At 58.0% G+C, this 23,466-nt stretch carries 26 protein-coding genes; 13 read left to right on the top strand and 13 right to left on the bottom strand.

The genetic code is table 11. From position 1 onward, the window contains the following. Nucleotides 1-257: 257 nt before the first annotated feature. Entirely contained in the window at nucleotides 258-1,931 is a 1,674-nt protein-coding gene (locus PMI28_RS08450) for a putative bifunctional diguanylate cyclase/phosphodiesterase (RefSeq protein ID WP_007989509.1), read from the top strand. A 122-nt stretch (nucleotides 1,932-2,053) separates the two neighbouring features. Here PMI28_RS08450 and PMI28_RS08455 read toward each other — a convergent pair whose 3' ends face one another. Further along, the gene (locus PMI28_RS08455; protein WP_007989507.1) at nucleotides 2,054-3,451 is read right to left on the bottom strand and encodes a NorM family multidrug efflux MATE transporter; all 1,398 of its coding nucleotides are present in this window, start codon (nucleotides 3,449-3,451) and stop codon (nucleotides 2,054-2,056) included. 158 nt (nucleotides 3,452-3,609) lie between these two features. On the opposite strand from PMI28_RS08455, the gene PMI28_RS08460 reads away from it, so the two are divergent. Next, nucleotides 3,610-4,530, top strand: coding sequence for a LysR substrate-binding domain-containing protein (locus tag PMI28_RS08460; protein WP_007989505.1), 921 nt, complete (start codon nucleotides 3,610-3,612; stop codon nucleotides 4,528-4,530). Nucleotides 4,531-4,701: 171 nt separating this feature from the next. On the opposite strand, the gene PMI28_RS08465 is transcribed toward PMI28_RS08460, so the two are convergent. From PMI28_RS08465 to PMI28_RS08470, 3 genes are all read right to left on the bottom strand, one after another. Further along, entirely contained in the window at nucleotides 4,702-6,195 is a 1,494-nt protein-coding gene (locus PMI28_RS08465; protein ID WP_007989504.1) for a YifB family Mg chelatase-like AAA ATPase, read from the bottom strand. Nucleotides 6,196-6,375: 180 nt separating this feature from the next. Beyond that, on the bottom strand, nucleotides 6,376-6,546 hold the full coding sequence (locus tag PMI28_RS30795; RefSeq protein ID WP_177318977.1) for a hypothetical protein: 171 nt from the start codon (nucleotides 6,544-6,546) through the stop codon (nucleotides 6,376-6,378). Nucleotides 6,547-6,568: 22 nt separating this feature from the next. After that, complete coding sequence (locus PMI28_RS08470; protein ID WP_007989502.1) at nucleotides 6,569-7,105, bottom strand: hypothetical protein; 537 nt, start codon at nucleotides 7,103-7,105, stop codon at nucleotides 6,569-6,571. Between the two features lie 192 nt (nucleotides 7,106-7,297). Here PMI28_RS08470 and PMI28_RS08475 point away from each other — a divergent pair, with 192 nt between their 5' ends. Further along, nucleotides 7,298-7,561, top strand: a complete 264-nt coding sequence (locus PMI28_RS08475; RefSeq protein WP_007989500.1) for a HigA family addiction module antitoxin — start codon at nucleotides 7,298-7,300, stop codon at nucleotides 7,559-7,561. Nucleotides 7,562-7,572: 11 nt separating this feature from the next. Here PMI28_RS08475 and PMI28_RS08480 read toward each other — a convergent pair whose 3' ends face one another. Then, nucleotides 7,573-8,091, bottom strand: a complete 519-nt coding sequence (locus PMI28_RS08480) for a BRO-N domain-containing protein (RefSeq protein WP_007989498.1) — start codon at nucleotides 8,089-8,091, stop codon at nucleotides 7,573-7,575. 432 nt (nucleotides 8,092-8,523) lie between these two features. Continuing rightward, complete coding sequence (locus PMI28_RS08485; protein WP_007989497.1) at nucleotides 8,524-8,784, bottom strand: accessory factor UbiK family protein; 261 nt, start codon at nucleotides 8,782-8,784, stop codon at nucleotides 8,524-8,526. A 419-nt stretch (nucleotides 8,785-9,203) separates the two neighbouring features. On the opposite strand from PMI28_RS08485, the gene glnK reads away from it, so the two are divergent. The 10 genes from glnK to rffA all read left to right on the top strand — a co-directional run bounded on the left by glnK (nucleotide 9,204) and on the right by rffA (nucleotide 16,707). Next, complete coding sequence (gene glnK / locus PMI28_RS08490) at nucleotides 9,204-9,542, top strand: P-II family nitrogen regulator (protein ID WP_002555808.1); 339 nt, start codon at nucleotides 9,204-9,206, stop codon at nucleotides 9,540-9,542. Between the two features lie 35 nt (nucleotides 9,543-9,577). Then, nucleotides 9,578-10,915 (top strand): ammonium transporter, encoded by a 1,338-nt coding sequence (locus tag PMI28_RS08495; RefSeq protein ID WP_007989495.1) that lies wholly within the window; start codon nucleotides 9,578-9,580, stop codon nucleotides 10,913-10,915. 215 nt (nucleotides 10,916-11,130) lie between these two features. Further along, nucleotides 11,131-11,556, top strand: coding sequence for a secondary thiamine-phosphate synthase enzyme YjbQ (locus PMI28_RS08500; protein ID WP_007989493.1), 426 nt, complete (start codon nucleotides 11,131-11,133; stop codon nucleotides 11,554-11,556). Nucleotides 11,557-11,657: 101 nt separating this feature from the next. Further along, the gene (gene sutA, locus PMI28_RS08505) at nucleotides 11,658-11,981 is read left to right on the top strand and encodes a transcriptional regulator SutA (protein ID WP_007989490.1); all 324 of its coding nucleotides are present in this window, start codon (nucleotides 11,658-11,660) and stop codon (nucleotides 11,979-11,981) included. A gap of 276 nt (nucleotides 11,982-12,257) precedes the next feature. After that, a complete protein-coding gene (locus PMI28_RS30570; RefSeq protein WP_157395780.1) occupies nucleotides 12,258-12,644 on the top strand; it encodes a hypothetical protein in 387 nt (128 codons plus the stop codon). 85 nt (nucleotides 12,645-12,729) lie between these two features. Beyond that, entirely contained in the window at nucleotides 12,730-13,416 is a 687-nt protein-coding gene (locus PMI28_RS08510; protein ID WP_033063517.1) for a WbqC family protein, read from the top strand. Beyond that, a complete protein-coding gene (locus PMI28_RS08515) occupies nucleotides 13,413-14,336 on the top strand; it encodes a glycosyltransferase family 2 protein (RefSeq protein WP_007989485.1) in 924 nt (307 codons plus the stop codon). The genes PMI28_RS08510 and PMI28_RS08515 overlap by 4 nt, the downstream gene beginning before the upstream one ends. A 51-nt stretch (nucleotides 14,337-14,387) precedes the next feature. Then, nucleotides 14,388-14,798 carry a GtrA family protein gene (locus tag PMI28_RS08520; RefSeq protein WP_007989483.1) on the top strand — a complete coding sequence of 137 codons (411 nt, stop codon included), beginning with the start codon at nucleotides 14,388-14,390 and terminating at the stop codon, nucleotides 14,796-14,798. Further along, the gene (locus PMI28_RS08525; protein ID WP_007989481.1) at nucleotides 14,795-15,547 is read left to right on the top strand and encodes a class I SAM-dependent methyltransferase; all 753 of its coding nucleotides are present in this window, start codon (nucleotides 14,795-14,797) and stop codon (nucleotides 15,545-15,547) included. The genes PMI28_RS08520 and PMI28_RS08525 overlap by 4 nt, the downstream gene beginning before the upstream one ends. A 20-nt stretch (nucleotides 15,548-15,567) precedes the next feature. After that, entirely contained in the window at nucleotides 15,568-16,707 is a 1,140-nt protein-coding gene (gene rffA, locus PMI28_RS08530; RefSeq protein ID WP_007989479.1) for a dTDP-4-amino-4,6-dideoxygalactose transaminase, read from the top strand. 53 nt (nucleotides 16,708-16,760) lie between these two features. Here the strand turns inward: rffA and PMI28_RS08535 are convergent, their stop codons facing one another. The 7 genes from PMI28_RS08535 to PMI28_RS08560 form a co-directional block, all read right to left on the bottom strand. After that, complete coding sequence (locus PMI28_RS08535; RefSeq protein ID WP_007989478.1) at nucleotides 16,761-18,407, bottom strand: hypothetical protein; 1,647 nt, start codon at nucleotides 18,405-18,407, stop codon at nucleotides 16,761-16,763. A 245-nt stretch (nucleotides 18,408-18,652) separates the two neighbouring features. Continuing rightward, complete coding sequence (locus tag PMI28_RS0128775) at nucleotides 18,653-19,231, bottom strand: PglD-related sugar-binding protein (protein WP_033063505.1); 579 nt, start codon at nucleotides 19,229-19,231, stop codon at nucleotides 18,653-18,655. A gap of 548 nt (nucleotides 19,232-19,779) precedes the next feature. Further along, nucleotides 19,780-20,487: an HAD family hydrolase gene (locus PMI28_RS08540; RefSeq protein ID WP_007989476.1), complete on the bottom strand. Its 708-nt coding sequence runs from the start codon at nucleotides 20,485-20,487 to the stop codon at nucleotides 19,780-19,782. Beyond that, nucleotides 20,484-21,383, bottom strand: a complete 900-nt coding sequence (gene xerC / locus PMI28_RS08545) for a tyrosine recombinase XerC (RefSeq protein WP_007989475.1) — start codon at nucleotides 21,381-21,383, stop codon at nucleotides 20,484-20,486. Before xerC ends, PMI28_RS08540 begins: the two co-directional genes overlap by 4 nt. A 2-nt stretch (nucleotides 21,384-21,385) precedes the next feature. After that, nucleotides 21,386-22,111 carry a DUF484 family protein gene (locus PMI28_RS08550; RefSeq protein ID WP_007989474.1) on the bottom strand — a complete coding sequence of 242 codons (726 nt, stop codon included), beginning with the start codon at nucleotides 22,109-22,111 and terminating at the stop codon, nucleotides 21,386-21,388. A 13-nt stretch (nucleotides 22,112-22,124) separates the two neighbouring features. Further along, nucleotides 22,125-22,955, bottom strand: a complete 831-nt coding sequence (gene dapF / locus PMI28_RS08555; protein WP_007989473.1) for a diaminopimelate epimerase — start codon at nucleotides 22,953-22,955, stop codon at nucleotides 22,125-22,127. Between the two features lie 4 nt (nucleotides 22,956-22,959). Beyond that, a partial coding sequence (locus PMI28_RS08560; protein WP_007989472.1) for a diaminopimelate decarboxylase family protein occupies nucleotides 22,960-23,466 on the bottom strand: 507 nt, incomplete at its 5' end.

Genomic DNA, 23,466 nt, shown 5'->3' with positions numbered 1-23,466 from the left:
TTCAGGAGTCAGTCACGAAATGGGCCGGCATTTTAACAGGCTCAGCGAATTGTGCTGCTCTGTCCGACTTGTGACGTACTGCGCTATCTGCAATTGCCGGTTTTGTTACTTTCACGCAGGATGCGCAACGAATTTGCGGCTAATGTTCGTAATTGCGGATACAAAGGGCTCGTTTTGCCAACTGATGTCATTGTTATTGACCATCGGAACGGCATAATGCCCGTCGCCTACATCTTTGCAGAGTCTAGGGAGCTAGCTTGTCTACGCCTGTCGAACCCTTGCGTTTGCTGCTACTGGCCGAAGAGCCGGCGTGGGCAGCGTTGTTGCGCGAGTGTCTGGCTCCGATGGGGAGCTCGGCCGTGCTCATCAGCGCGCCGAGTTGGGAGTCGGTCAGCAGCCTGTTCGATGACAACCGCAGCGCGGTGTTATTGACCATCCCGCAACTTCAACCGGCGCCGGGCCGTTGCAGCCTGCCGACGGTGTTGCTGCTCGACCATGAGCCACTGACCCCGCCCGACGGTGTAAGCGACTGGCTGGTGCGCGATCATCTCGATCCTGGCATGTTGCGCCGTTGCCTGCGCCATGTGCGCGAGCGTGGCGTGCTGGAAAACACCCTGCAACGCCTGGCCGAGCAAGATCCGCTCACCGGCATCGCCAATCGCCAGGGCTTTCAGACCCTGTTGACGGCGCGGCTGGCGGAAAACGACGGTCGCGGCCTGGCCCTCGGTCATCTCGACCTCGACAACTTTCGTTATGCCAACGATGCCCTCGGCCATCAGGCCGGTGACCGCCTGATCCTGCAAGTGGTGGCGCGGCTCAAGAGTCAGCTTGAGGCCGGCGATCAACTGGCGCGCCTGGGCAGTGATGAATTCGCGCTGCTGATCGACACCCGTCGCGCACCCCAGCGTGCCGAGTGGATGGCCGAGCGCATCAGCGAAGCGCTGGCCGAGCCTTATTGGGTCGACGGCGAAAGCCTGTTGATCGGCTCCAGCCTGGGCATCGCCTACGCCCGGGCCCAGGCCGGCGCGGATCCGCTGATGTGGCACGCGCACATCGCCATGCAGCAGGCCAAAAGCACGCAAGGTTGCACCTTTCATATATTCAACGAACGCATCAATCGCAATGCCCGCAGCATCGCCGACCTCGAAACCGAGCTGCGCCGTGCGTTGCGCCGCGATGAGCTGGAGTTGCACTACCAGCCGCGGCTGAACCTTGAAGACGGGCAGATCGTCGGCCTCGAAGCTTTGGTGCGCTGGCGCCATGCCGAGCGCGGCTTGCTGCCACCGAGCGAATTCGTGCCGCTGGCGGAGCAAAGCGGTCTGATTGTTCCGCTGGGCTACTGGGTGATTTCCCGGGCCTTGCGCGACATGCAGGCGCTGCTTGAACTGGGTTTGCCGCCGTTGCACATGGCGATCAATTTGTCGTTCCGACAGTTCCAGGACAGCCAGCTGCTGTCGACCCTGAGTCGCCTGATTACCGAGCGCGGCGTCGAGGCGCAGTGGCTGGAGTTCGAGCTGACCGAAACTGCGGTCATGCGTCGTAGTGATCTGGTCAAGCAAACCATGGACGCCCTCGGGCGCCTCGGTGTGCGCTTTTCCCTCGACGATTTCGGCACCGGGTTCTCGTCGTTTGTGCACCTCAACAGCCTGCCGATCACTTTGCTGAAGATCGACAAGAGCTTTGTCGGCGGCATGGAACAGCGTGAGGAAAACCGCAAACTGGTCCACGCGATGATCAACCTGGCGCACAACCTCAACCTTGAAGTGGTCGCCGAAGGTGTGGAGACGCCGGAGCAACTGGATCTGCTGCGCGGGTTCGAGTGCGATCAGGTGCAGGGGTATTTGATCAGCAAGCCATTGCCGCTGGCCGAGCTGGTGGAGTACCTGACGATCGGCTCCAGCCAGCAGCCAATGCTGGAAATCGTAAGCTGAGGTTGCCACAGAGCCCTGTAGGAGCGAGCTTGCTCGCGATAAACCTGAGAACGCCGCGGGGCACCTGCCAACCAGCGTTATCGTTGACGACCATCGCGAGCGAGCTCGCTCCTACAGGGGGCTCAGTCAGGCTGAGCGACCTCGAAGCGCTGCTCTGACGTTGTATCGCGCCTGATCATCCGCTTCATCTTCCACTCGAACCCCAGCGTCAGGCTCACTGCCGCGCACGCCAGGCCCAGCGCCAGACCCCACCAGACGCCCGTTGGCCCCCAGTGCAAGTGGAACGCCATCCACCACGCCGCCGGAGCGCCGATCAGCCAATAGCAACCCAGGCCGACGAGGAAAGTAGTCTTGGCATCCTTGAGTCCGCGAATGCAGCCCATGGCGATGGTTTGGGTGCCGTCAAACAGCTCGAACCACGCCGCCACTGCCAACAGGCTCACGGCCAGGTTGATGACATCGCGGAACGCCGGGTCGTTTTGGTCGAGGAACAAACCGACCAACTGGTTTGGCAGCAGCCAGAAGACCATGGCGAAACACAGCATCGCCGCCGCCCCGAACGCAATGCCGACCCGCCCGGCCAGGCGCGCATCCAGCAGCTGCCCGGCGCCGTAATGCTGACCGATGCGCATGGTGATTGCGTAGGAAATACCCGCCGGGACCATGAACGCCACCGAGACGATTTGCAGGGCGATCTGGTGTGCGCCCAGTTGCGTGCTGCCCATGGTGCCCATGCACAGCGCGGCGAAGGCAAACAGCCCGACTTCCACCGCGTAGGTGCCGCCAATCGGCAGGCCCAGACGCCACAACTCCTTCAGGTACTGGCGGTTCAGCCGTGACAATCCCTGACTTAGCGGATAAGCCTCGTACGCCGGGTGCCGACGAATGTGCCACGCCAGCGCAAGGGCCATCAGGTTGGCGACAATCGCCGTGACCAGCCCGATGCCCACCAGCCCCAACTTTGGCAGGCCGAACATCCCGGTAATCAATGCATAGTTGAGCAAGAAGTTGGCGACTGTACCGCCCAGGCTGATGACCATCACCGGCGTCGCACGGCCAATGGCGCTGGTGAACCCGCGCAGGGCCATGAAGCTTAGGTAGCCGGGCAGGGCGAACGGCAGGAAGATCAAAAACTGACCAGCCGCGTTGACGTTGCTTTCAGTCTGGCCGAACAGCAGCAGCACCGGTTTGAGGTTCCACAGCAGCAAACCGGCGACCAGCGCCATCAGCCATGCCAGCCACAACCCGGCCTGGGTCAGCCGGGTAGCCCCGAGAATGTCGCCGGCCCCCTGACGGATCGCCACCAGTGTGCCGACGGCAGCAATCACGCCGATGCAGAAAATCGACACGAACGAATAGGTCGCCGCACCGAGCCCGCCACCGGCCAGCGCCTCGGGACTCAGGCGCGCCATCATCAAGGTGTCGGTGAGGACCATCAGCATGTGCGCCAACTGCGAGGCAATCAGCGGCCCCGCCAGCCGCAGGATGGCCCAGAGTTCAGTACGTGCTGGATGTTGCATGGTCATCACGCTCGATTATCAAAGGGAACAGGAAAGCACCGATTCTCGGCGCTCTGCGAGGATTGCACAAAGGGATAAAAAGGATGGGTGGCATGATTCAAACTCATGCTGAAGAGTTTCTGCTAGGGTGGACGAACCCCACTATAGGAGCTTTCCCGATGTCCCGTCGTCTTCCTCCCTTGTATGCCCTGCGCGCATTCGAAGCGGCGGCGCGGCACAGCTCATTTACCCGCGCGGCCGAAGAGCTGTCGATTACCCAAAGTGCGGTCAGCCGGCATATTCGTACACTCGAAGAACATTTTGCCTGCCGCCTGTTTCATCGCAGTGGCCGCAACCTGCAACTGACCGAGTCGGCGCGGTTACTGTTGCCGGGCATTCGCGAAGGCTTCACCGCGCTGGAGCGCGCCTGCAATACCTTGCGTGCCGAAGACGACATCCTGCGCATGAAAGCCCCGTCGACCCTGACCATGCGCTGGTTGCTGGCGCGCCTCAGTCGCTTTCGCCATCTGCAACCGGGTAACGAAGTGCAGCTGACCAGTGCGTGGATGGACGTCGATTCCGTGGATTTCAACGACGAGCCGTTCGACTGTGCGGTGCTGTTGAGTAACGGCCATTTCCCTCCGGACTGGGAGGCGAGTTACCTGTTTCCCGAGGAATTGATCCCGGTCGGCGCGCCCAACCTGCGGGGCGACCAGCCCTGGAATGTCGAGCGCCTGACCAACACCGAGTTGCTGCACCCCACGCCTGACCGCCGCGACTGGCGCAACTGGCTCGAACGCATGGGCCTGGCCGATCAGGTGTCGCTCAAGGGCGGGCAGGTGTTCGATACCCTGGAACTGGGCATGATCGCCGCCGCGCGAGGCTATGGCGTGTCCATGGGCGATCTGCTGATGGTCGCGGAGGATGTCGCGCAGGGACGCCTGAGTTTGCCGTGGCCGACCGCCGTCGCCAGCGGTGAGTGTTATTACCTGGTCTGGCCGAAAACCCGGCCCGGCGGTGAGCGCATGCGCCGGCTCAGCGACTTCCTGCAAAACGAAGTCCGTTCCATGAAGTTGCCGGATGTCGTGCACTTGAGCTGAAACGGTGAAGCCGCAGGAGAGGCTGGCGTCGGTTTTGCGTTCCGGGGTTGACCGCTTTCGTTGAGGTGCGGCTGAATTAGTCTTCGCGAGCAAGCCCGCTCCCACAGGATAAACGACGCCAAACCTGTGGGAGCGGGCTTGCTCGCGAATGGAGCGACTCGGTTTCGACACTTACTGCGTGGCCGGCCGATATTGCAACGCTTCCGCCAGATGCTCACGGCTGATCCCGTCAACCTGCTGCAGATCCGCCAGCGTCCGCGCAACCTTGAGCAACCGATGCGCCGAACGCAGCGACAAGGTCAGCCGTTCGCAAGCCGACTCCAGCCAGTGTTCATCGGCTGTGGATAACTTGCAGTGCCGACGCAGCCCCGGCAAATCCAGAAAGGCATTGGCACAACCCTGACGCTTCTGCTGACGCTCACGCGCCTCGGCGACAAGCGCCGCAGCACGGGCGCTGTCCTCTCCCGGTTTCACCGTGGGGTTCAACGTCGTAGTTTCCCGGGCGACGGTCAGATGCAGGTCGATGCGATCGAGCAATGGCCCCGACAGTTTGTTGCGATAACGCTGCACCATGTCCGGCGTGCAGGAGCAGCGCCCGCTCGGTTCGCCAAGATATCCACAGGGACATGGATTCATCGCCGCCACCAACTGGAAGCGCGCCGGAAAGCGCACGCGATCTTTCGCCCGCGAGATTACGATATGCCCGGATTCCATCGGTTCCCTCAGGACTTCCAATACTCTGCGTTCAAACTCGGGAAGCTCATCAAGAAACAAGACGCCGTGGTGGGCGAGGGTAATTTCACCCGGTTGCGGTTTCGAGCCGCCACCCACTAAAGCGGGGCCAGAGGCGGAGTGATGGGGCTGGCGAAAGGGGCGCTGTGGCCAGTGACGCAAGGGCACACAACTGGTGACCGATTGAATCGCCGCCACTTCCAGCGCTTCGCTTTCGGTCAGCGGCGGCAGCAGCCCTGGCAAGCGACTCGCCAACAACGTTTTTCCGGTCCCCGGGGGACCACTGAGTAGCAGGTTGTGAGCGCCTGCAGCCGCAATCAGCAGCGCACGCTTGGCCGCCAGTTGCCCTTGCACTTCATTCAGGTCGGGATATGGTTTGCTGGCGCAGAGCAGTCCATCGGAAGCATAAGGCTCGATCGGTGTATGCCCGTTGAAGTGCGCGACGGCCTCCAGCAAATGGTCAACAGCAATCACTTTCAGTCCCGACGCCAGGCACGCTTCCTCAGCGTTCGCCCGTGGCACCATCAGCCAGCGCCCGGCCTTGCGTGCCGCCAACGCCGCCGGCAACACCCCTCGAACTGCCCGTACCGCACCTGACAGGGCCAACTCCCCCAAACACTCCACGTCATCCAGTGTCAGCGTCGGCACCTGCACGCTGGCCGAGAGAATCCCCAGGGCAATCGCCAGATCGAACCGCCCGCCATCCTTCGGCAAGTCCGCCGGCGCCAGATTCAGCGTGATCCGTCGCGCCGGAAATTGCAGCCCCGAATTGATGATCGCACTGCGCACCCGATCCTTGCTTTCCTTCACTGCCGCCTCGGGCAGGCCGACTATGGTCAGGGATGGCAGGCCGTTGGCCAGATGAACTTCTACGGTGACGGCGGGTGCCTCGACGCCGACCTGGGCGCGACTGTGGACGATGGAGAGGGACATGGGCGTTCCTTGAGTTGAAGAGCACCGCTTCCTGCGGGTTTGTGAAGGGTAGACGGGGGAGAGGGAATTGGTGGGGGTGGTTACGTGGGCAAAATTTCACGGGATATTGCGGTTACGAACCAGGGCATTGGCGAGGTACAAAAAAACCGCCATTTAGACGGTTTCTTTCACGATAAAAATTCAGCGTCGTCCACCGGCCAACCAACCACCTGGTTCAAGTTCTTTACCGCGCGCGATGGCGACTTCAATAAAGCGTCGTTGATTGGCCGATAAAGTTCCAGCCAAACGACGTGCTTCGGTGTGAAACTCAACAATTTGTAAGAGCTTCGCCTTTCGCTTTTTTGGGCTCATACGCACCTCCTGCGATTGGATGTTATTGGTCGCTCAAGTAGATGACAAGGCGGTTGTTATGGTCAAAGTCGAACCCGAGATCTCGATAATAAAAAACAACGTTCGGATCAGGGTCCTGGATTTCGATCTCTCTGCACCCAAGCATACGCGCATAGAAATCAGCGGCCAGTATCGCGATCGGAGCGATCAAGCCACGAAGCGGATGGGATCTGTCTGGATCGCTCTGCAGAAGAACTACCTTCAGACAGAGAGCGCTCCTTCGCGGTGTTGCATAGCACAAGCCACACAGATTCTGCCCATACCAAATTGCCAAATCCAAACCTTTGGCATCTTTGCGCTTCCAGTCGGGGATGTGATCCCATGGGTAGATTGTTGCTCCTTCCCATAAATGACATTTCTCTAACGCTGCTGCGGTAATCGGCTCAAACCTGACAGCTGCTACGTCCATTTTTAATGCACGAGGCGCGATGTTTTTAATAAATGCTTGGTAGGTAAGCTTCCGTGCGTTCGATTTAAAAGTCTGGTTACGAAGGTCCGTGCCTTTCCCTTTTCTTCTCATTGCTAACGTCTATGGAATATCAAGGCGGAAAGCGTAGGGGGAACGGGTCCGGGGAATAAATCAGGCCGGAGAGCTGCTTTTTGTAGGACCCTGCCGAGATAGATGAAGGACATCGGTGAAAGAGCGTGGATGGTCTTGCCGGATGAAGGTTGCTGCTTATGATCTCGCTGAATGCAGACGTAGGAGGCGTGAATGAACAGGAATGGGATGCGCCCGATTCATCCTGGCGAAATTCTCAGCGAGGAGTTTTTGAAGCCGCTGGGCGTTACAACCGATGCTCTGGCTCGCTCGCTGAACGAGCCAGAGGCGGAAATAAGCGATGTTGTGAATCAGCGGAGCGGTGTCAGTGTTGGTCTGGCGCAAAAGCTATCCGTCCACCTGAACACGACACCCGATTTCTGGATGAATCTGCAATCGACCTATGAGTTGCGCTCAGCCCGGATCGAGCGTGGTTGAACGTTAAATGTTCAAAGCGACTGCAGGACACGTGAAGCCCGCTTCCACCACGGTTTTACCGGGCGTCTTGCCTGCTCCCGCTCTGTCATCATCTGCGGAACATCCTGCAATCGAATCCACGGCTGGTTGTTCCAGTGCAGCAGGCTCAATGACATTTCCGGCCAATTGAGCAGGCTCAGTTGTGGGCGTTCGGTTGTGGTGGGGTGTTGGGCGTCCCGCAGGGCGGGGACGACTTCGTGGGTGAGCCATTCACGTAATGCTCGGTATTCGGGGCAGTAGTGGTAGACGAGCATGGCGTAGACACCGGATTCGCTGATCAGCAGGGTGTTCTCGGTGCGGCCGTAGATGAGGGTTCTGGTGGTTTGGTATTGGTCGGTATCGAGTTTTCGGAGTTGGCGGTCGTTGAGGTAGATGCGTAGAAGTCGCCCTAGGTCGCGGGCGCTGAACCAGGGTTGGTTTTGTATTAGGAGGGCGTGGAGGTGGAGTTTGTGGCGGGTGAAGACGTGAGGGATTAGATAGCTTTCTTCCATTTTGCAACTCCGGATGCGTATGAAGGAAGCTGCCTCTGTTCGTCGCCAAACGAAAGGGTGGCAGCTGCGCGCGGGTTGGCGAACCGGTGCATCCGGACAAACCGGCAGACCTGAAGGTCTCCCACGCACAGCCGCCATAATTCGAGATGGGATAATTCCCTGAATCGAATGTGGTCGCGGTGCGTCGGATGCTATCCAGGTCGCCAAACCCGGTGCTGAATATTCAGCTGGGGATGAGCATAGAGATCGGATACTTCGCGACGCAATCGGACGGCGGTGTGATGTTTGTAGGACGTTGCCGGGATTGTTGCGGGGCTGAAGATCAAAAGATCGCAGCCTTCGGCAGCTCCTACAGGTGAAGCGGAAGGTCGTTCCGACCTTCAATCGCGAGCAAGCTCGCTCCCACAAGGGGACTGCATTTCACATCAGAATTTATTCGGTCGGCGGGGTTAGCTTCGCTTCCATCTCCGCAACCTTCGTTTCAAGAGCCTCCAGCCGCGCCCGAGTGCGTGCCAATACAACCATCTGGCTATCGAACTCTTCCCGACTCACCAGATCCAGTTTGCTGAAGCCGCTCTGCAGCAACATTTTGAACTGGCTTTCGATTTCGGCTTTCGGCAGCGGCGTGTCGCCGCTGAAGAGGCGGGAGGCGGTGCTGGTCAGGGCGTCGAGGAAGTCTTTTGGCGCGAGCATGGGCAATGTCCTGGAAACAATGACGGGCAGTGTATCACGCAGTGTCTATAGTCATTTCCGCGGGCAAGGGATGCACGGTTTTCGCGCATCGGGACGGACGGCGTCGCACCGTTGTTGTGCGTAACGTGCCAGGTGTTGTCGCGAAGTATCCACCATCCGCCGGTAAAGACTTGAAAACAGTCAGTTTTGTGGAGATGGCAAGCTTTCTGCTTAGTCCCTTGTGACCCATGCACTGATGCAGTCGCTGTGACGAATGCAGTGCGCCAAGCGAAACACGGGGAGTGCTTCGCAAGGAGCGGTTAGCTGGCGTCGGACGGGCAGGTAAGGCCGACGATGCGTTACAAAGCCAGGCACTGCGCTTAGACTTGAGACGGGTTTGTTTTCCTGGGGCAAGTCCACCAATTCGGGAGAGAGTTTTCATGAAGCTAGTCACTGCCATCATCAAGCCGTTCAAGCTGGACGACGTACGCGAGTCGCTGTCCGAGATCGGCGTGCAGGGCATTACCGTCACTGAAGTCAAAGGCTTTGGTCGGCAGAAGGGTCACACCGAGCTGTATCGCGGCGCGGAATACGTGGTCGATTTCCTGCCCAAGGTGAAGATCGACGTCGCTATCGACGACAAGGATCTGGACCGGGTAATCGAGGCCATCACCAAGGCTGCCAACACCGGCAAGATCGGTGACGGCAAGATCTTCGTGGTCAATCTGGAACAGGCGATTCGCATCCGTACCGGCGAAACCGATACCGACGCTATCTAAGCCGCCACAAACCCAACGCCCCAGGAGAAAACAATATGACTCTGCGTAAATTCGCAGGGCTAGGAGCCCTTTTGTCCCTCGTAATGCCCGGCCTGGCCATGGCGGCAGACGAAGTGGCGGCCCCAGTCCTCAATTCCGGCGATACCGCCTGGATGATGACCTCGACAGCCTTGGTGCTGTTCATGACCATTCCCGGACTCGCGCTGTTCTACGGCGGCATGGTTCGGTCGAAAAACATTCTTTCCGTGATGATGCAGTGCTTCGCCATTACCGGTCTGATCAGCGTCCTGTGGGTCATTTATGGCTACAGCATCGCGTTCGACACCACTGGCATGGAGCAGGGCGTCGTCAACTTCAATTCGTTCATCGGCGGCATGGGCAAGGCATTCCTCGCCGGCATCACGCCAGCCAGCCTGACCGGCCCTGCGGCACTGTTCCCTGAGGCAGTGTTCGTCACCTTCCAGATGACCTTCGCGATCATCACCCCGGCGTTGATCGTCGGCGCCTTCGCCGAGCGGATGAAGTTCTCTGCGATGCTGGTCTTCATGGGCATCTGGTTCACCTTGGTTTACGCGCCGATTGCGCACATGGTCTGGTCCGGTAATGGCGGCCTGCTGTGGGACTGGGGCGTGCTGGACTTCGCCGGCGGCACCGTGGTGCACATCAACGCCGGTGTGGCCGGCCTGGTTGCATGCCTGGTGTTGGGCAAGCGCAAAGGCTTCCCGACCACGCCAATGGCGCCGCACAATCTCGGTTACACCCTGATGGGCGCGGCGATGCTGTGGGTCGGCTGGTTCGGTTTCAACGCCGGTTCCGCCGCTGCGGCCAACGGCACCGCCGGTATGGCGATGCTGGTGACGCAAATCGCTACCGCCGCTGCTGCGCTGGGCTGGATGTTTGCCGAGTGGGTCACCCACGGCAAACCTAGCGCACTGGGTATCGCTTCGGGCGTGGTTGCCGGCCTGGTGGCAATCACCCCGGCTGCCGGCACCGTCGGCCCGATGGGCGCACTGGTAATCGGCCTGGCGGCTGGCGTGGTGTGCTTCTTCTGCGCGACCACCCTGAAACGCAAGCTCGGCTATGACGACTCCCTGGACGCCTTCGGCGTACACGGTATCGGCGGTATCCTCGGCGCAATCCTGACCGGTGTGTTCGCAGCACCGTCCCTGGGTGGCTTCGGCACTGTGACCGACATCGCCGCGCAAGTGTGGATTCAGTGCAAGGGCGTGGGTTTCACGGTGATCTACACCGCAATCGCCACGTTCATCATCCTCAAGGTGCTGGATGCGGTCATGGGGCTGCGGATCAACGAAGAAGAAGAAGCGGTCGGCATCGATCTGGCGCTTCACAACGAACGCGGCTACAACTTGTAAGCACGCGCATAACAAAACTTGCCCGGCTTGCCGGGCATTTTTTTGTCTGGAATTTGTCATTGAAGGGAGCGCTGAAAGGTTTTTTCCTACAGGTTTTGCGATGTTTGCTTCGGGGGATTTTGTGCGGTCGAAGGCTTACAGGATTGAAGGAATATTAGGGCCTTTGTTTTTTCCCAGAGCGCGCTAGAATGCGCCCCGGACGTGCGGAGAACTGTATGTGGCAACAGACTCTGATTACCTTGCGGGCGAGGCCCCGGGGCTTTCATCTGGTAACGGACGAGTTACTCGCCGGCCTGCCTGAACTCAAGGCATGTCGGGTCGGTCTGTTGCATTTGTGGCTGCAGCATACCTCGGCGTCGTTGACCATCAACGAGAACGCCGATCCGGCGGTACGTCGCGACTTCGAACGATTTTTCAATCGTCTGATCCCACAAGGAACAGACGGCTATGAGCATAACGACGAAGGCCTGGACGACCTCCCGGCGCACTTCAAGGCCAGCGTGCTTGGCTGTCAGCTCAGTTTGCCGATTTCGGCAGGCCGGTTGGCGTTGGGGACCTGGCAAGGCGTTTACCTGGGCGAGCACCGTGATCACGGCGGTGCCCGTAAAGTCCTCGCCACCGTGCACGGTGAAGGGGCATAACCGCTGGTCAGCAGCGGCTGTTGATTTTTTTCCGGCAGCCTTCGACAGAGGGCAAAGCTGGGCTATAACTAATCTGCTTTTCGCAAGTCATGAGGTAGAACATGAGCGACGATGATCTGGAAAACGACGACCTCGAAGTAGGCGACGACGACGAAACCGAAGAAGGTCTGGAAGCAGCGGCGGAAGACGTCGCTGAAGACGACGGCGGTGATGCGCCGGTTCCGGCCGCCAAAGGCAAGGCCAAGGCAGCGGTATCGGTCGATGAGCTGCCGAGTGTCGAAGCCAAGAACAAGGAACGCGATGCCTTGGCCAAGGCCATGGAAGAGTTCCTGGCGCGTGGCGGCAAGGTGCAGGAAGTGGAGGCCAATGTGGTCGCCGATCCGCCCAAGAAGCCTGACAACAAGTACGGCAGCCGGCCTATCTGAGCCTGCTTCGCGCTTGCTGAAAAAGCCCGCCGTCGCTGCGGGCTTTTTCGTTCTACAGGTCGCTAAATACGTTGATCTAAAATAATTCAGGCATCCAACCCCACGCGCAACCCCACACCTATTGCCCGCGTGAAGCTACTTTCTCCTACAGCGTGAGTTTCCCACCGGCTACAACAGCGGCCAATTCGGTACGTCTTTTTTCAATGATTGTCCGCACTATTTGAGTGATAACGGGCGCGTCAGGGTTGCCGCTTTGCTCGAAGCAGTTTGTTCAATATGATCTTGATTGCCGTCACCTGTGAGGTGGTCAGCACGATTTTCCCGTCGATGCATGCCTCCAGCTTCTTCATCAACAAGGTGGCCGTGCGCTTGTCTTTTTCCCATTGGCGTTGCGGTGTTTACGGGCTGGCATTTGCACCTCCTGACACCTCGTCGGCGCCATTGTTTTTCTCACCACAATGGAGAGTAGCTACGGTCAGCGTCGACGAAAGTGGTGAGGGGAGGAGTAGGGCATTGCTCTGTACCTGGAAGAAATCAAGATGCAGTAAACCGCAAGGCTTTCAAGTGCCCGATGCATCCGATGTATTTGAAGCGAAATTGTGCGTATCCACACCCCACGTGACTAGCCGTTTTCAGTCAGCAGCAACGACTCGCCGTACTTAATACTGTTAGCATGTGGAAAGCCTCAGAATATGACAGGCAACGGCACTGATTCCAAAAATCGGCTTACTCACGTATGGATTTCGAAGTGAAGAGAATTGCCATTCTGCAGTCCAACTATATCCCTTGGAAGGGCTACTTCGACCTCATCGCGGCAGTGGATGAATTCGTCCTTTACGATGATATGCAGTTCACAAAAAATGACTGGCGCAACCGTAACCAAATCAAGACGCCACAAGGAGTGCAGTGGCTAACCGTGCCGGTAGGCAAGGATATTCATCGCCGTATCCGCGATGTGCCGCTGGTCGACGGCTGGCAAATCAAGCACTGGAAAACGCTGGAAAGCAACTACAGGCGGGCAGCTCATTTTGATGCTATCGCTAGCTGGCTGCGCCCTCTGTACTTAGAAGCGTCTTACAGTCATCTAACCCAGTTGAACAGCAACCTTATCAAAGCTATCTGCGACTATTTGGGTATCCATACACGAATATCTTGCTCCTGGGATTACGAACTGGGAGAAGGTAAGACTGAGCGTCTTGTGGACTTGTGTCGTCAGGCGGGCGCCAACGAATATATGTCCGGGCCGTCAGCCAAAGATTACTTGCAGCCCGAACAGTTCCAGGCGCAAGGCATCGATCTGCACTGGTTCGACTACAGTGACTACCGCGAATACCCACAGCTGTGGGGCTCGTTCGTCCACGGAGTCAGCATTCTTGATCTGCTCTTCAATTGCGGCACCGAATCTCAAACTTACATGAAGCATGTCACCTTATGAGACTGTCCATCGTCGCCACCCTGTATCAATCCGCCGAGCACCTCCAGGAGTTTCATGCCCGCTGCACTAGCGCCGCACAAACACTTGCAGGCGATGACTATGAAATCGTCCTGGTCAATGATGGATCACCTGATGACAGCCTGGGGCTGGCCATTCGACTGACGGAAATAGACCCGCATGTAGTGCTGGTCGACCTGTCAAGGAACTTCGGCCATCACAAAGCGATGATGACCGGGCTCGCCCATGCACAAGGCAACGAGGTGTTCTTGATCGACAGCGACCTGGAGGAACCTCCGGAGTGCCTGCTGACATTTTCCGAGCAAATGCGCAGCGTAGACTGTGACGTGGTCTACGGGGTTCAGGAGCAACGCAAGGGCAGTTGGTTCGAACGCTTGAGTGGCGGGCTCTTCTGGACGTTGATCAACCGATTATCCGGTTTGTCGCTCCCTGCCAACGTTGTCACTGCTCGCTTGATGAGTCGGCGTTACGTCGCTGCACTGCTGTGCCATGAAGAACGAGAGGTGTTCATGGCTGGGTTATTTCATATCACCGGCTTCGCACAAATGGCCGTCACCATTCAAAAGCTCAGCACCAGCCAATCGACCTACACCTTCAGGCGCAAGTTGTCGCTGGTGGTGAACTCCGTCACGTCGTTCAGCGTCCTCCCGCTGGTCGCCATTTTCTACATCGGTCTGATCATCTTCTCGTTTGCCTGCTGCTATTCCGCCTACCTGCTGATCAATTGGCTGTTCTTCTCATATACCATGGCGGGCTGGACTTCGGTGATGGTCTCGATCTGGTTGCTTGGCGGTTTGGTTCTTTCCTGCATGGGCATCATTGGCATTTACCTTTCCAAGGTATTCTCCGAAAGTAAACGCCGCCCGTACACCATTGTCAGGAACATCTATGGCCGCTCATGAAGGCAAATGCTTTTGGCAAACGTTGCGGCCGACACTGGATCTAGCAACTAAATGAACGGCCTGGCAGCTCGACTGAAAAAACGGATACCTGCAGTACAACTGCTCAAATATGCCTTGGTAGGTCTACTCAGCAATGGCTGCGGCTATGCTCTTTATCTGTTCCTGACAAAACTGGGAAGCACGCCGAAGCTGACCATGACCGCACTCTATATGGCTGGCGCGTTCATCAGTTTCGTCGGCAACCACCGTTTGACCTTTTCCTATCAGGGAGGGACCCTGGGCTCAGGTATACGATTCGTCTTGGCTCATGCGGTTGGATATGCCATCAACTTCTGTCTGCTCGCCGTGTTCGTGGATCACTTCGGTTATGCACACCAGTGGATTCAGGCGCTGGCCATCTTTGTAGTTGCTAGCTATCTGTTCCTAGCCCTCAAATTCTTCGTATTCAAGGCAACCCAATGACCTCCCCCAGCCGTTCGCCATTTCCGTCATCGTCCTATGGTCAACTTGCGCAGGCGGAATCTGGTCACTGGTGGTTCAGAGTGCGCAACATGGTAGTTCTCTGGGCTTTGACCAAGAAGGTAAAGCCCTTCAACAGCCTGCTAGAGATCGGCTGTGGCACTGGATATGTGCTCGAAGGTATCAGCCGAGCCTGGCCGAAGATTGAGTTGTACGGCTCGGAATACTTTGAAGAAGGACTCGAGCACGCCCGTAAACGGGTTCCCGCTGCGCAATTCAGACAGCTCGACGCGACCTTACTGGATGAAATCGATCGATATGATGTGGTCGGCGCATTTGACGTCATTGAACATATAGAGCAGGACGAGACGGTACTACGCAATCTAGCCAGAGCCATCCGCCCTGGCGGATCGCTGGTGCTGACAGTTCCACAACATCGCTGGCTTTGGTCGCAAGTCGACGAGTATGCCTGCCATGTACGTCGTTATAGCCGAGCCGAACTGGTAGCCAAAGTTCAGCAAGCCGGTCTGCAAGTGAGCTATACCAGCTCGTTTGTCAGCCTGCTGGTACCCTTGATGTGGCTGTCACGAAAACGTACGGGCAAGCAGCATGACCCTATGAGCGAGTTCAATATACCGCGCTGGCTCAACAGCTCCCTTGAAGCGGTGATGCAATTCGAACTCCTGCTGCTGAAAACGGGCGTACGCTTCCCCGTTGGTGGCTCCCTATTGCTGATCGCCACTAAACCCTAATTGCCCGACGGAGTACTGCATTGACTAGCGAAAAAATTCAGTTTAACCGTCCTCACATGACCGGCAAGGAACTGTATTACATTGCCGAAGCCAAGTTTGGCAACATGCTGGCGGGCGACGGGCCATACACCAAGCGCTGCCACCAGTGGCTGGAAAACACCATTGGTTGCAACAAAGCCTTGCTGACTCACTCTTGCACCGCAGCGCTGGAAATGGCTGCATTGCTGTTGGATATTCAGCCCGGCGATGAAATCATCATGCCTTCCTATACCTTTGTCTCCACCGCCAACGCTTTCGTGCTGCGTGGCGGCGTGCCGGTGTTTGTGGATATTCGCGAAGACACGCTTAACCTCGACGAGCGCTTGATCGAGGCAGCCATCACTTCACGCACTAGGGCTATTGTTCCGGTGCACTACGCGGGCGTGGCCTGCGAGATGGACAGCATTTTGGCGATTGCTCAACGATATGACTTGCACGTTGTCGAAGATGCCGCACAAGGCATCATGGCCTGCTACAAAGGCCGACCATTGGGCAGCCTTGGCAGCCTTGGTGCATTAAGTTTCCATGAAACCAAAAACGTCATATCGGGCGAAGGCGGCGCGCTGCTGGTCAATGATCCGGCCTTGGTTCGACGTGCTGAGATCATTCGCGAAAAAGGCACGGATCGCAGCAGCTTTTTCCGAGGCGAAGTGGACAAGTACACTTGGCAAGAGGTCGGCTCGTCATTCCTGCCTGGCGAATTGATCGCGGCATTTCTCTGGGCGCAACTGGAGGAAGCCACAGATATAACGGAGCAGCGGCTGGCCTGTTGGCAGCATTACCATGATGCCCTGGCTCCCCTAGAGCAGAAGGGTTCGCTCAGGCGCCCGATCATACCTGCTGATTGCACCCACAATGCCCACATGTACTATGTGCTGCTGGACTCGCAGATTGATCGCCAGACGGTACTCGACGCACTGAAAAAAGCGGGCGTTCACTCCGTATTTCACTACGTACCACTGCATTCGTCGCCAGCCGGCCAACGCTATGGCAGGGTTCATGGCTCAATGGCCGTGACCGATCGGCAATCGGAACGGCTTATCCGATTGCCACTGTGGATCGGGTTGACGCCCGAACAGCAAGATCGCGTTATCGCTGTGCTAGTCGCAGCACTTGGCTGACCCCCTAAAGTTACCCGCTCACTACGCGCACCTGCGCTGTAGGGGCGGGGGGCCTACCTGGTACCAAAATCAACGCAGCAGTAACCACGGTCATTCTGCCGCTGGGCATCTCGAAACTCACTAGGCACCCATTCACAGCGGGTGATCAGACCTGGACTGTTTCTTTCTTTGAGAAACGGCAGCAATTTGCCGTTGAGCAGGTCCCTGCCGTAGCCGAACTCCGAAATGTACAAAACGTGCATAGGGCTGCGATCTTTCAGGTAGGCAAAGTAAGTCATGTGATCCACCACCACATGCTCAGCGAGATCCACCGGAATATGACAAGACTGACCCAGCTCCCGAATCGAGTCCAGGTGTGCCTGCACCCCAAGTACCGGTATGGACAGCGGCTGACCAGGAATACTGGCGGTTGCATAGTCGGCATTGCGCAGAAGATTCGGTGTTATCAGATAGAACAGTGTGAACAATGACACCATCGACAGACCAGCCACAGACGACAGAATCAGGCGCCCCGCTACTCTGGCTGGAAACCATAGCCTGACAGCAGGAAGGCACTGGAAGAGCAAGGCGGCAATAACAATAGATAGTGGAATGTATTGGATGCCGGAATAGAAGTTCTGGAGGTTATACAGCGCGATATTGATTAGATCGCCCGCAGCCAGCAGCGCAGCCAGAAAAAGTGCCACCGATATCCGCCGAAGTACCAGGAATATCACCGCCAGCCCTATCGCCAGTAGGTGGCTGCACACCACTAGACTCAGCAGTGTGTAGTGAATGAGCGGGTTCAACCAGAGCAACAGCCCCGAACTTTCTGTCAAGGGTGGTAGCCAACCCGATTGAAATGTCGGGCTGAAGGTCAAGTGAAGGAGCATCCGTTGGGGAAACTGACTTATGTTTTGCCAAGCAGTTCCAAAGAACGCAAGAGGATCGCTCAACAACGCTCCGGGCATCAGGCTGTTGGCAGCAAGCATCGACTGAACGGCTGGTGCATCCTGGCACCCTGCCAGAAGACTGGCATCAAGCAACACTCGCGCACTCAACACAAGTACATAGAGAAGTAGGCCGGCGCGAATCATCAGCTTGAAGTCGCGAGTGGCTATCCACGTGGCAGCAAGAAAGAATGGGGTGAAAAATAGGCTCTTGGGATGCGCATAGAAAAATATCGACAGCAATAGGCCCAGCACGCCCATGATGATCAATTGTTGACCTTTGCTTCTCTGCGTAGGGGCATACAGCGCCGACATGCAAAAAAGTAAAATCGGCAATAACATAAACTGCTCGGGGCGAGATAACACCCAGAGATACGGCATGACTCCAAGGGCTGCGAAGGCAGTCAGTAAGGTGAAGCGCCCAACCCATCCCTCTACTGACTGCCGATGACACCAGTAAGCCAAAAGTGCAAACCAAGTCAGTGCAAGCACAACACCGCTCACTCGTATGCCCAATGGCTCCAAGTAGGCATAAACGGAAGAAATCAGTATCGCTGCCGGATAAAAGACCCAAGCTACGTCGTGGCCGACAGTTGTGGTGCATTGCGGGAAAAACGAGAGCATCTGCCCACTTTCCAAGAAAAAGCGGGCTGTGTTGAACTTGTTCATGATCTCATCAGAGTAAATCGGAAGAAACACTCCGCTAAGCAGTGCACAGACCAGTGCCATGGGCATCAGTAGTAGAATTTTTTTACTTACAACGTCACTCATGGATAATCGCCAAGTTGACCGGAAAAGATGGAGTGCACGCTATCATTTGCTGAGAGGAGGGTGACGCGCGTTGCAACGGATATCCTTCAGTTCTAATTGCTATCCTGCTGCCTGCCCCTGCTGCATTGGCCGCGTTCCTGGCTGCATTCCCAACGCGGTCGCCCTTTTGGCCTCCATTAAGCTTGGTACTGGAGGGTAAAGCTGTCCGGAGCTGCTTTTTGTATTTAATTTGGTGCGCCAGACATTTAGCTACTCGTCGTCTTCCGGACGAATACCGATCCCGCCTTGATGAAAGAACCACTCGGCACAGTTGTATGGTCGACCACCACGGCACCAGCTCCGATGAAGGTATCTACTCCGATACGGGAATGCCCGCAGAGGGTGGCGTTCGGAGAAATAAATGTGTTTCCGTCTACAACGGAGTCATGATTGATCACAGCCCCAGGCCATACGACAGCCAGGTCCCCTACATGCGCCCTGATGTCGAGAACAGCGCGTGCCATGATCATTGCGCCGCCGCCAATCGTTGTACTATCGCTCACATAAGCTTGAGGGTGAATGAGAGGCGGCAGGCTGTAGCCGTGAGCCAACAACTCATGGTATTTGCGCTGTCTCGCTTCAAGGTGCTTGTAACCGATGGCAAGGGCAAAGTCATACTCTTCGGGTCGGCATTTTTGGATAACGTCTGCCAGCGTTCCGATAATATCCACTCCGGTGTGCCAGTCATCAACGAACCCACCGAAGTCCGCACCGCTGTGCCGTACCAACTCACGCACAACCGCCCCAAACTCCGTCGACCCATAAATCAGAATTTTCTTTTTCATTGACTGCTACTACGCCCTCAGGCTCGATTACAAACTAGGAAGCCCCTGGTTACTCATGTCCGTGCATAAATCAGCGGGTAAGCAGAATGCCTTGCTCCACTGCCTTCCAGAACTCATCGGTTCCGCCATAGTTTCACATTGTTTTGGCGATGACCAAAATTTCAATGAGGTTCATGTCAGCTCTCACCCGTATGGATTACAAAGCGTTGATTGAGGCCTATAGGCGTCGCTAGGCCGCTTTGGATCTGCCGCAGCAGGCCCATAGCCCCACATTTTTTCTGAGCTTTTACTGGAATAGGTCAGAACGCTAAGGACGCATAATAGCCTGTAGGCCCAGTATTCACTGGGGGTCTAGAAATTTATCGGAATGCTTCAGAAATAAAAAAGCCCGCCGTCGCCGCGGGCTTTTTAATGCCCGGAACAAAATTTTCGGGTTGAACACAATCTACTGTGGGAGCGGGCTTGCTCGCGAAGGCGTCGTGTCAGCCAACATCAATGTCGACGGGTACACCGCATTCGCGAGCAAGCCCGCTCCCACAGGTTTTGTGTCAGGCCGAAGCTTTGTTCCACCGCGCCAGCAACGCCGGTAACTCGGTCAGGCTGCCAATCTGCGCATCCGGCAGCCGGTCCGTTTCCCAGGCCTTGCCCGCCGGATTGAACCAGATCGCCCGCATCCCCGCCTGCTGCGCACCGGCAATGTCATCACCCGGATGATCGCCAATATGCACCGCCGTTTCAGCGGTCGCGCCACCGCGCTGCAAAGCCTCCCGGAACAATCGTGCGTCGGGTTTGGCGATGCCAATGTCTTCGGCGCACAACGCAAACTTGAAGTAGTCCGCCAGCCCCAGTCGCCGTACATCGGCGTTGCCATTGGTGACGACGCCGAGGGCGTAATGGTTGGCCAGCAACTCCAGGGTCGGTTGCACCTCCGGGAATATTTCCAGCTGATGCCGGGCATGCAGGAACACTTCGAAACTCTGGTCGGCCAGGTCTGACGCTTCGGCATGGGGATATCCGGCCTCTTCCAGGGCCTGGAACAACACGCGCCGGCGCAAGGCGCTGATGCGGTGCTTGAGGTTCGGCTCGATGCTCAGGATGCGTTCGCGTATGGCCCACAAATGTTCCACCGGCACTGCACCCAGGTTGGGCGCATGTTCGGTCAGCCATGCACGCAATACGGCTTCGGCGCTGACGATCACCGGGGCGGTGTCCCACAGGGTGTCGTCGAGGTCGAAGGTGATCAATTGAATACTCATGAATCGTCGCCTTTCATGCGTTTGGCCCGTGGGTGGGCGCTGTCGTAGACCGCTGCCAGATGCTGGAAGTCCAGGTGGGTGTAGATCTGCGTGGTCTTGATGTCCGAGTGTCCGAGCAGCTCCTGCACTGCCCGCAGGTCCTGGGAGGACTCCAGCAAATGGCTGGCGAAAGAGTGCCGCAGCATGTGCGGGTGCAGGTTCTGCCCCAGTTCGCGCTCGCCGGCAGCCTTGACCCGCACCTGGATCGCCCGCGGGCCAAGACGCCGGCCTTGCTGGCTGATAAACACCGCATCGTCCGCCGGGTTGGCCATGGCCCGCAGTGGCAACCACTGTTCCAGCGCCTCGCGGGCCTTTTTGCCTACCGGCAGCAGGCGAGTCTTGCTGCCTTTACCAAGCACCTGGACCATACCGTCGGCCAGGTCGAGCTGATCGAGATTGAGCCCCGTCAACTCCGACAGCCGCAGGCCGGAGGAATAGAACAGCTCGAGAATCGCCTGGTCCCGACGCGCCAGAAAGTCATCTTCAACCCCGCCTTCAAGCAGTTGCAGGGCGCGGTCGGTGTCGAGGGTTTTCGGCAGGCGGCGTTCGCCTTTGGGCGGCGCCAGGCCATTGGCCGGATCGTGGTCGCACAGGCCTTCGCGGTTCAGGTAGTGATAGAGCCCGCGAACGGCCGACAGCAATCGCGCCAGGCTGCGAGATGATTGGCCCTGGGCGTGCAGGCGGGCAATCAGGCTGCGCAGGCGCTGGATGTCCAGCGCCGCCCAGCTGCCGATATTCTGTTTGACGCACCAGCCCAGCACTTTATCGAGGTCGCGGCGGTAGGCCGACAGCGTGTGCGGCGACACCTGCCGCTCACTGCGCAGGTGTTCGCAGTAAGCGTCCAGTTGTCGTTCCATGTTCAGCGTACCGAGCGCAGGGAGTTGTTGACCCGTGGCAGCACGCGACCCATGACTTCAGCGATGTAGTTCAGGAACAAGGTGCCCACCGAGCTTTTGTAGTGCTGCGGATCGCGGCTGGCGATGGCCAGGATGCCGTGGATGCCCTGGTGGCTGATGGCAACCACCGCGGTGGAACCGATCTGCTTGCGCTGTTCTTCGCCGAACAGGAAGTCCAGTTCATGCTCGCGCAGGCTGCCACTGACGCTTTTGTCTTCCGAGAGCAAGCCGCCAATGGCCACTTGTGCTTCGGCGTGAGTGGCCCAGCGGCCGACCGGCATGGCGTTGTCGCCAAGCAGGATGAGGCTGACGAAAGGCACCTGGAATTCCTGGCGCAGGCTGTCTTCGACGCACATCACCACGTCTTCCAGGCTGTTGGCGTCCATCAGCGCCAGGACCAGGCGACGGGTCTTGTCGAACAGCCGGTCGTTGTCCCGGGCCACATCCATCAAGTGCGACAGGCGATGACGCAGTTCAATGTTGCGGTCGCGCAGAATGGTCATCTGACGCTCCACCAGCGACACGGTATCACCGCGTCGATGGGGAATGCGCAGGGACGCAAGCAGCTCTTCGTGCTCGACGAAGAAGTCCGGATGAGCCTCCAGGTACGCGGCTACAGCCGACGCCTCCAGGCTTTCGGACGGTGATTCGTCAGCTTGTCGTGCGGGTACTTGAGGCTTGTCGGTCATGGATTTCGCTCACTCAAAGACGCACTTGTCCTTCGTATACGCGTACTGCCGGGCCGGTCATCATCACCGGTTGGCCAGGGCCTGCCCATTCGATGGACAAGCGCCCGCCTGGCAGGTCGATCAATAGCGGCGAATCCATCCACCCCTGGCTGATCGCGGCCACTGCGGCGGCACAGGCGCCGGTTCCGCAAGCCTGGGTTTCCCCGGTTCCGCGTTCCCAGACGCGCAACTGTGCGCGGCTCCGGTCGATGACCTGGAGAAAACCGACATTGACCCGTGCCGGGAAGCGCGGGTGATGTTCGATTTTCGGCCCCAGTTCATGCACCGGCGCATTGTTGATATCGCTGACCCGCACCACGGCATGGGGGTTGCCCATGGATACCGCAGCCAGTTCGACCGGGGTGCCGTCGACGTCGACCTGATAACTCTTGGCCTGCTCCGTTGCCTGGAACGGAATATCCGCCGGCACCAGGCGCGGGGCGCCCATGTTGACGCTGATCTGGCCGTCGTTGCGGATGTCCAGTTCGATGATGCCGCTTTTGGTCTCGACGCGAATCTGCCGCTTGGCGGTCAAGCGCTTGTCGAGCACGAAGCGGGCGAAGCAGCGCGCACCGTTGCCGCACTGTTCCACTTCGGAGCCGTCAGCGTTGAAGATCCGGTAGCGGAAGTCCACGTCCGGATTGCTCGGTGCCTCGACGATCAGTAACTGGTCGAAACCGACGCCGGTGTGCCGGTCGCCCCATTGTTTGGCGTGCTTGGGCAGAATGTGCGCGTGCTGGCTGACCAGGTCGAGGACCATGAAGTCATTACCCAGGCCGTGCATTTTGGTAAAACGCAGCAGCATGGTTTTACTCCGGCAGCAGGCTTTCGCCAGCAAACAACTCGGCTACCGTCTCACGGCGACGCACTTCAAATGCCTGATCACCATCCACCAACACTTCAGCGGTACGGCCGCGGGTGTTGTAGTTGGAACTCATGACAAACCCATAGGCGCCGGCCGAATGCACGGCCAGCAGGTCGCCTTCCTCCAGGGCCAGCTGACGATCCTTGGCCAGGAAGTCGCCGGTCTCGCAGATTGGGCCGACGATGTCGTAGGCGCGGGCCGCGGTTTGACGCGGACGCACGGCAGTGACGTCCATCCAGGCCTGGTACAGCGCCGGGCGGATCAGGTCGTTCATGGCGGCGTCGACGATGGCGAAGTCTTTGTGCTCGGTGTGCTTGAGGTATTCGACCTGGGTCAGCAATACACCGGCGTTGGCCACGATGAAGCGGCCCGGTTCGAACACCAGCGCCAGGTCACGACCGTCGAGGCGTTCGCGCACGGCCTTGATGTAGTCGCCAGCCAATGGCGGGCC

This window comes from Pseudomonas sp. GM48, from assembly GCF_000282335.1.
Taxonomy (GTDB): Bacteria; Pseudomonadota; Gammaproteobacteria; order Pseudomonadales; family Pseudomonadaceae; genus Aquipseudomonas.
The sequence above is the reverse complement of the archived record's forward strand: the minus strand, read 5'-3'. Positions and strand labels throughout refer to the sequence as shown.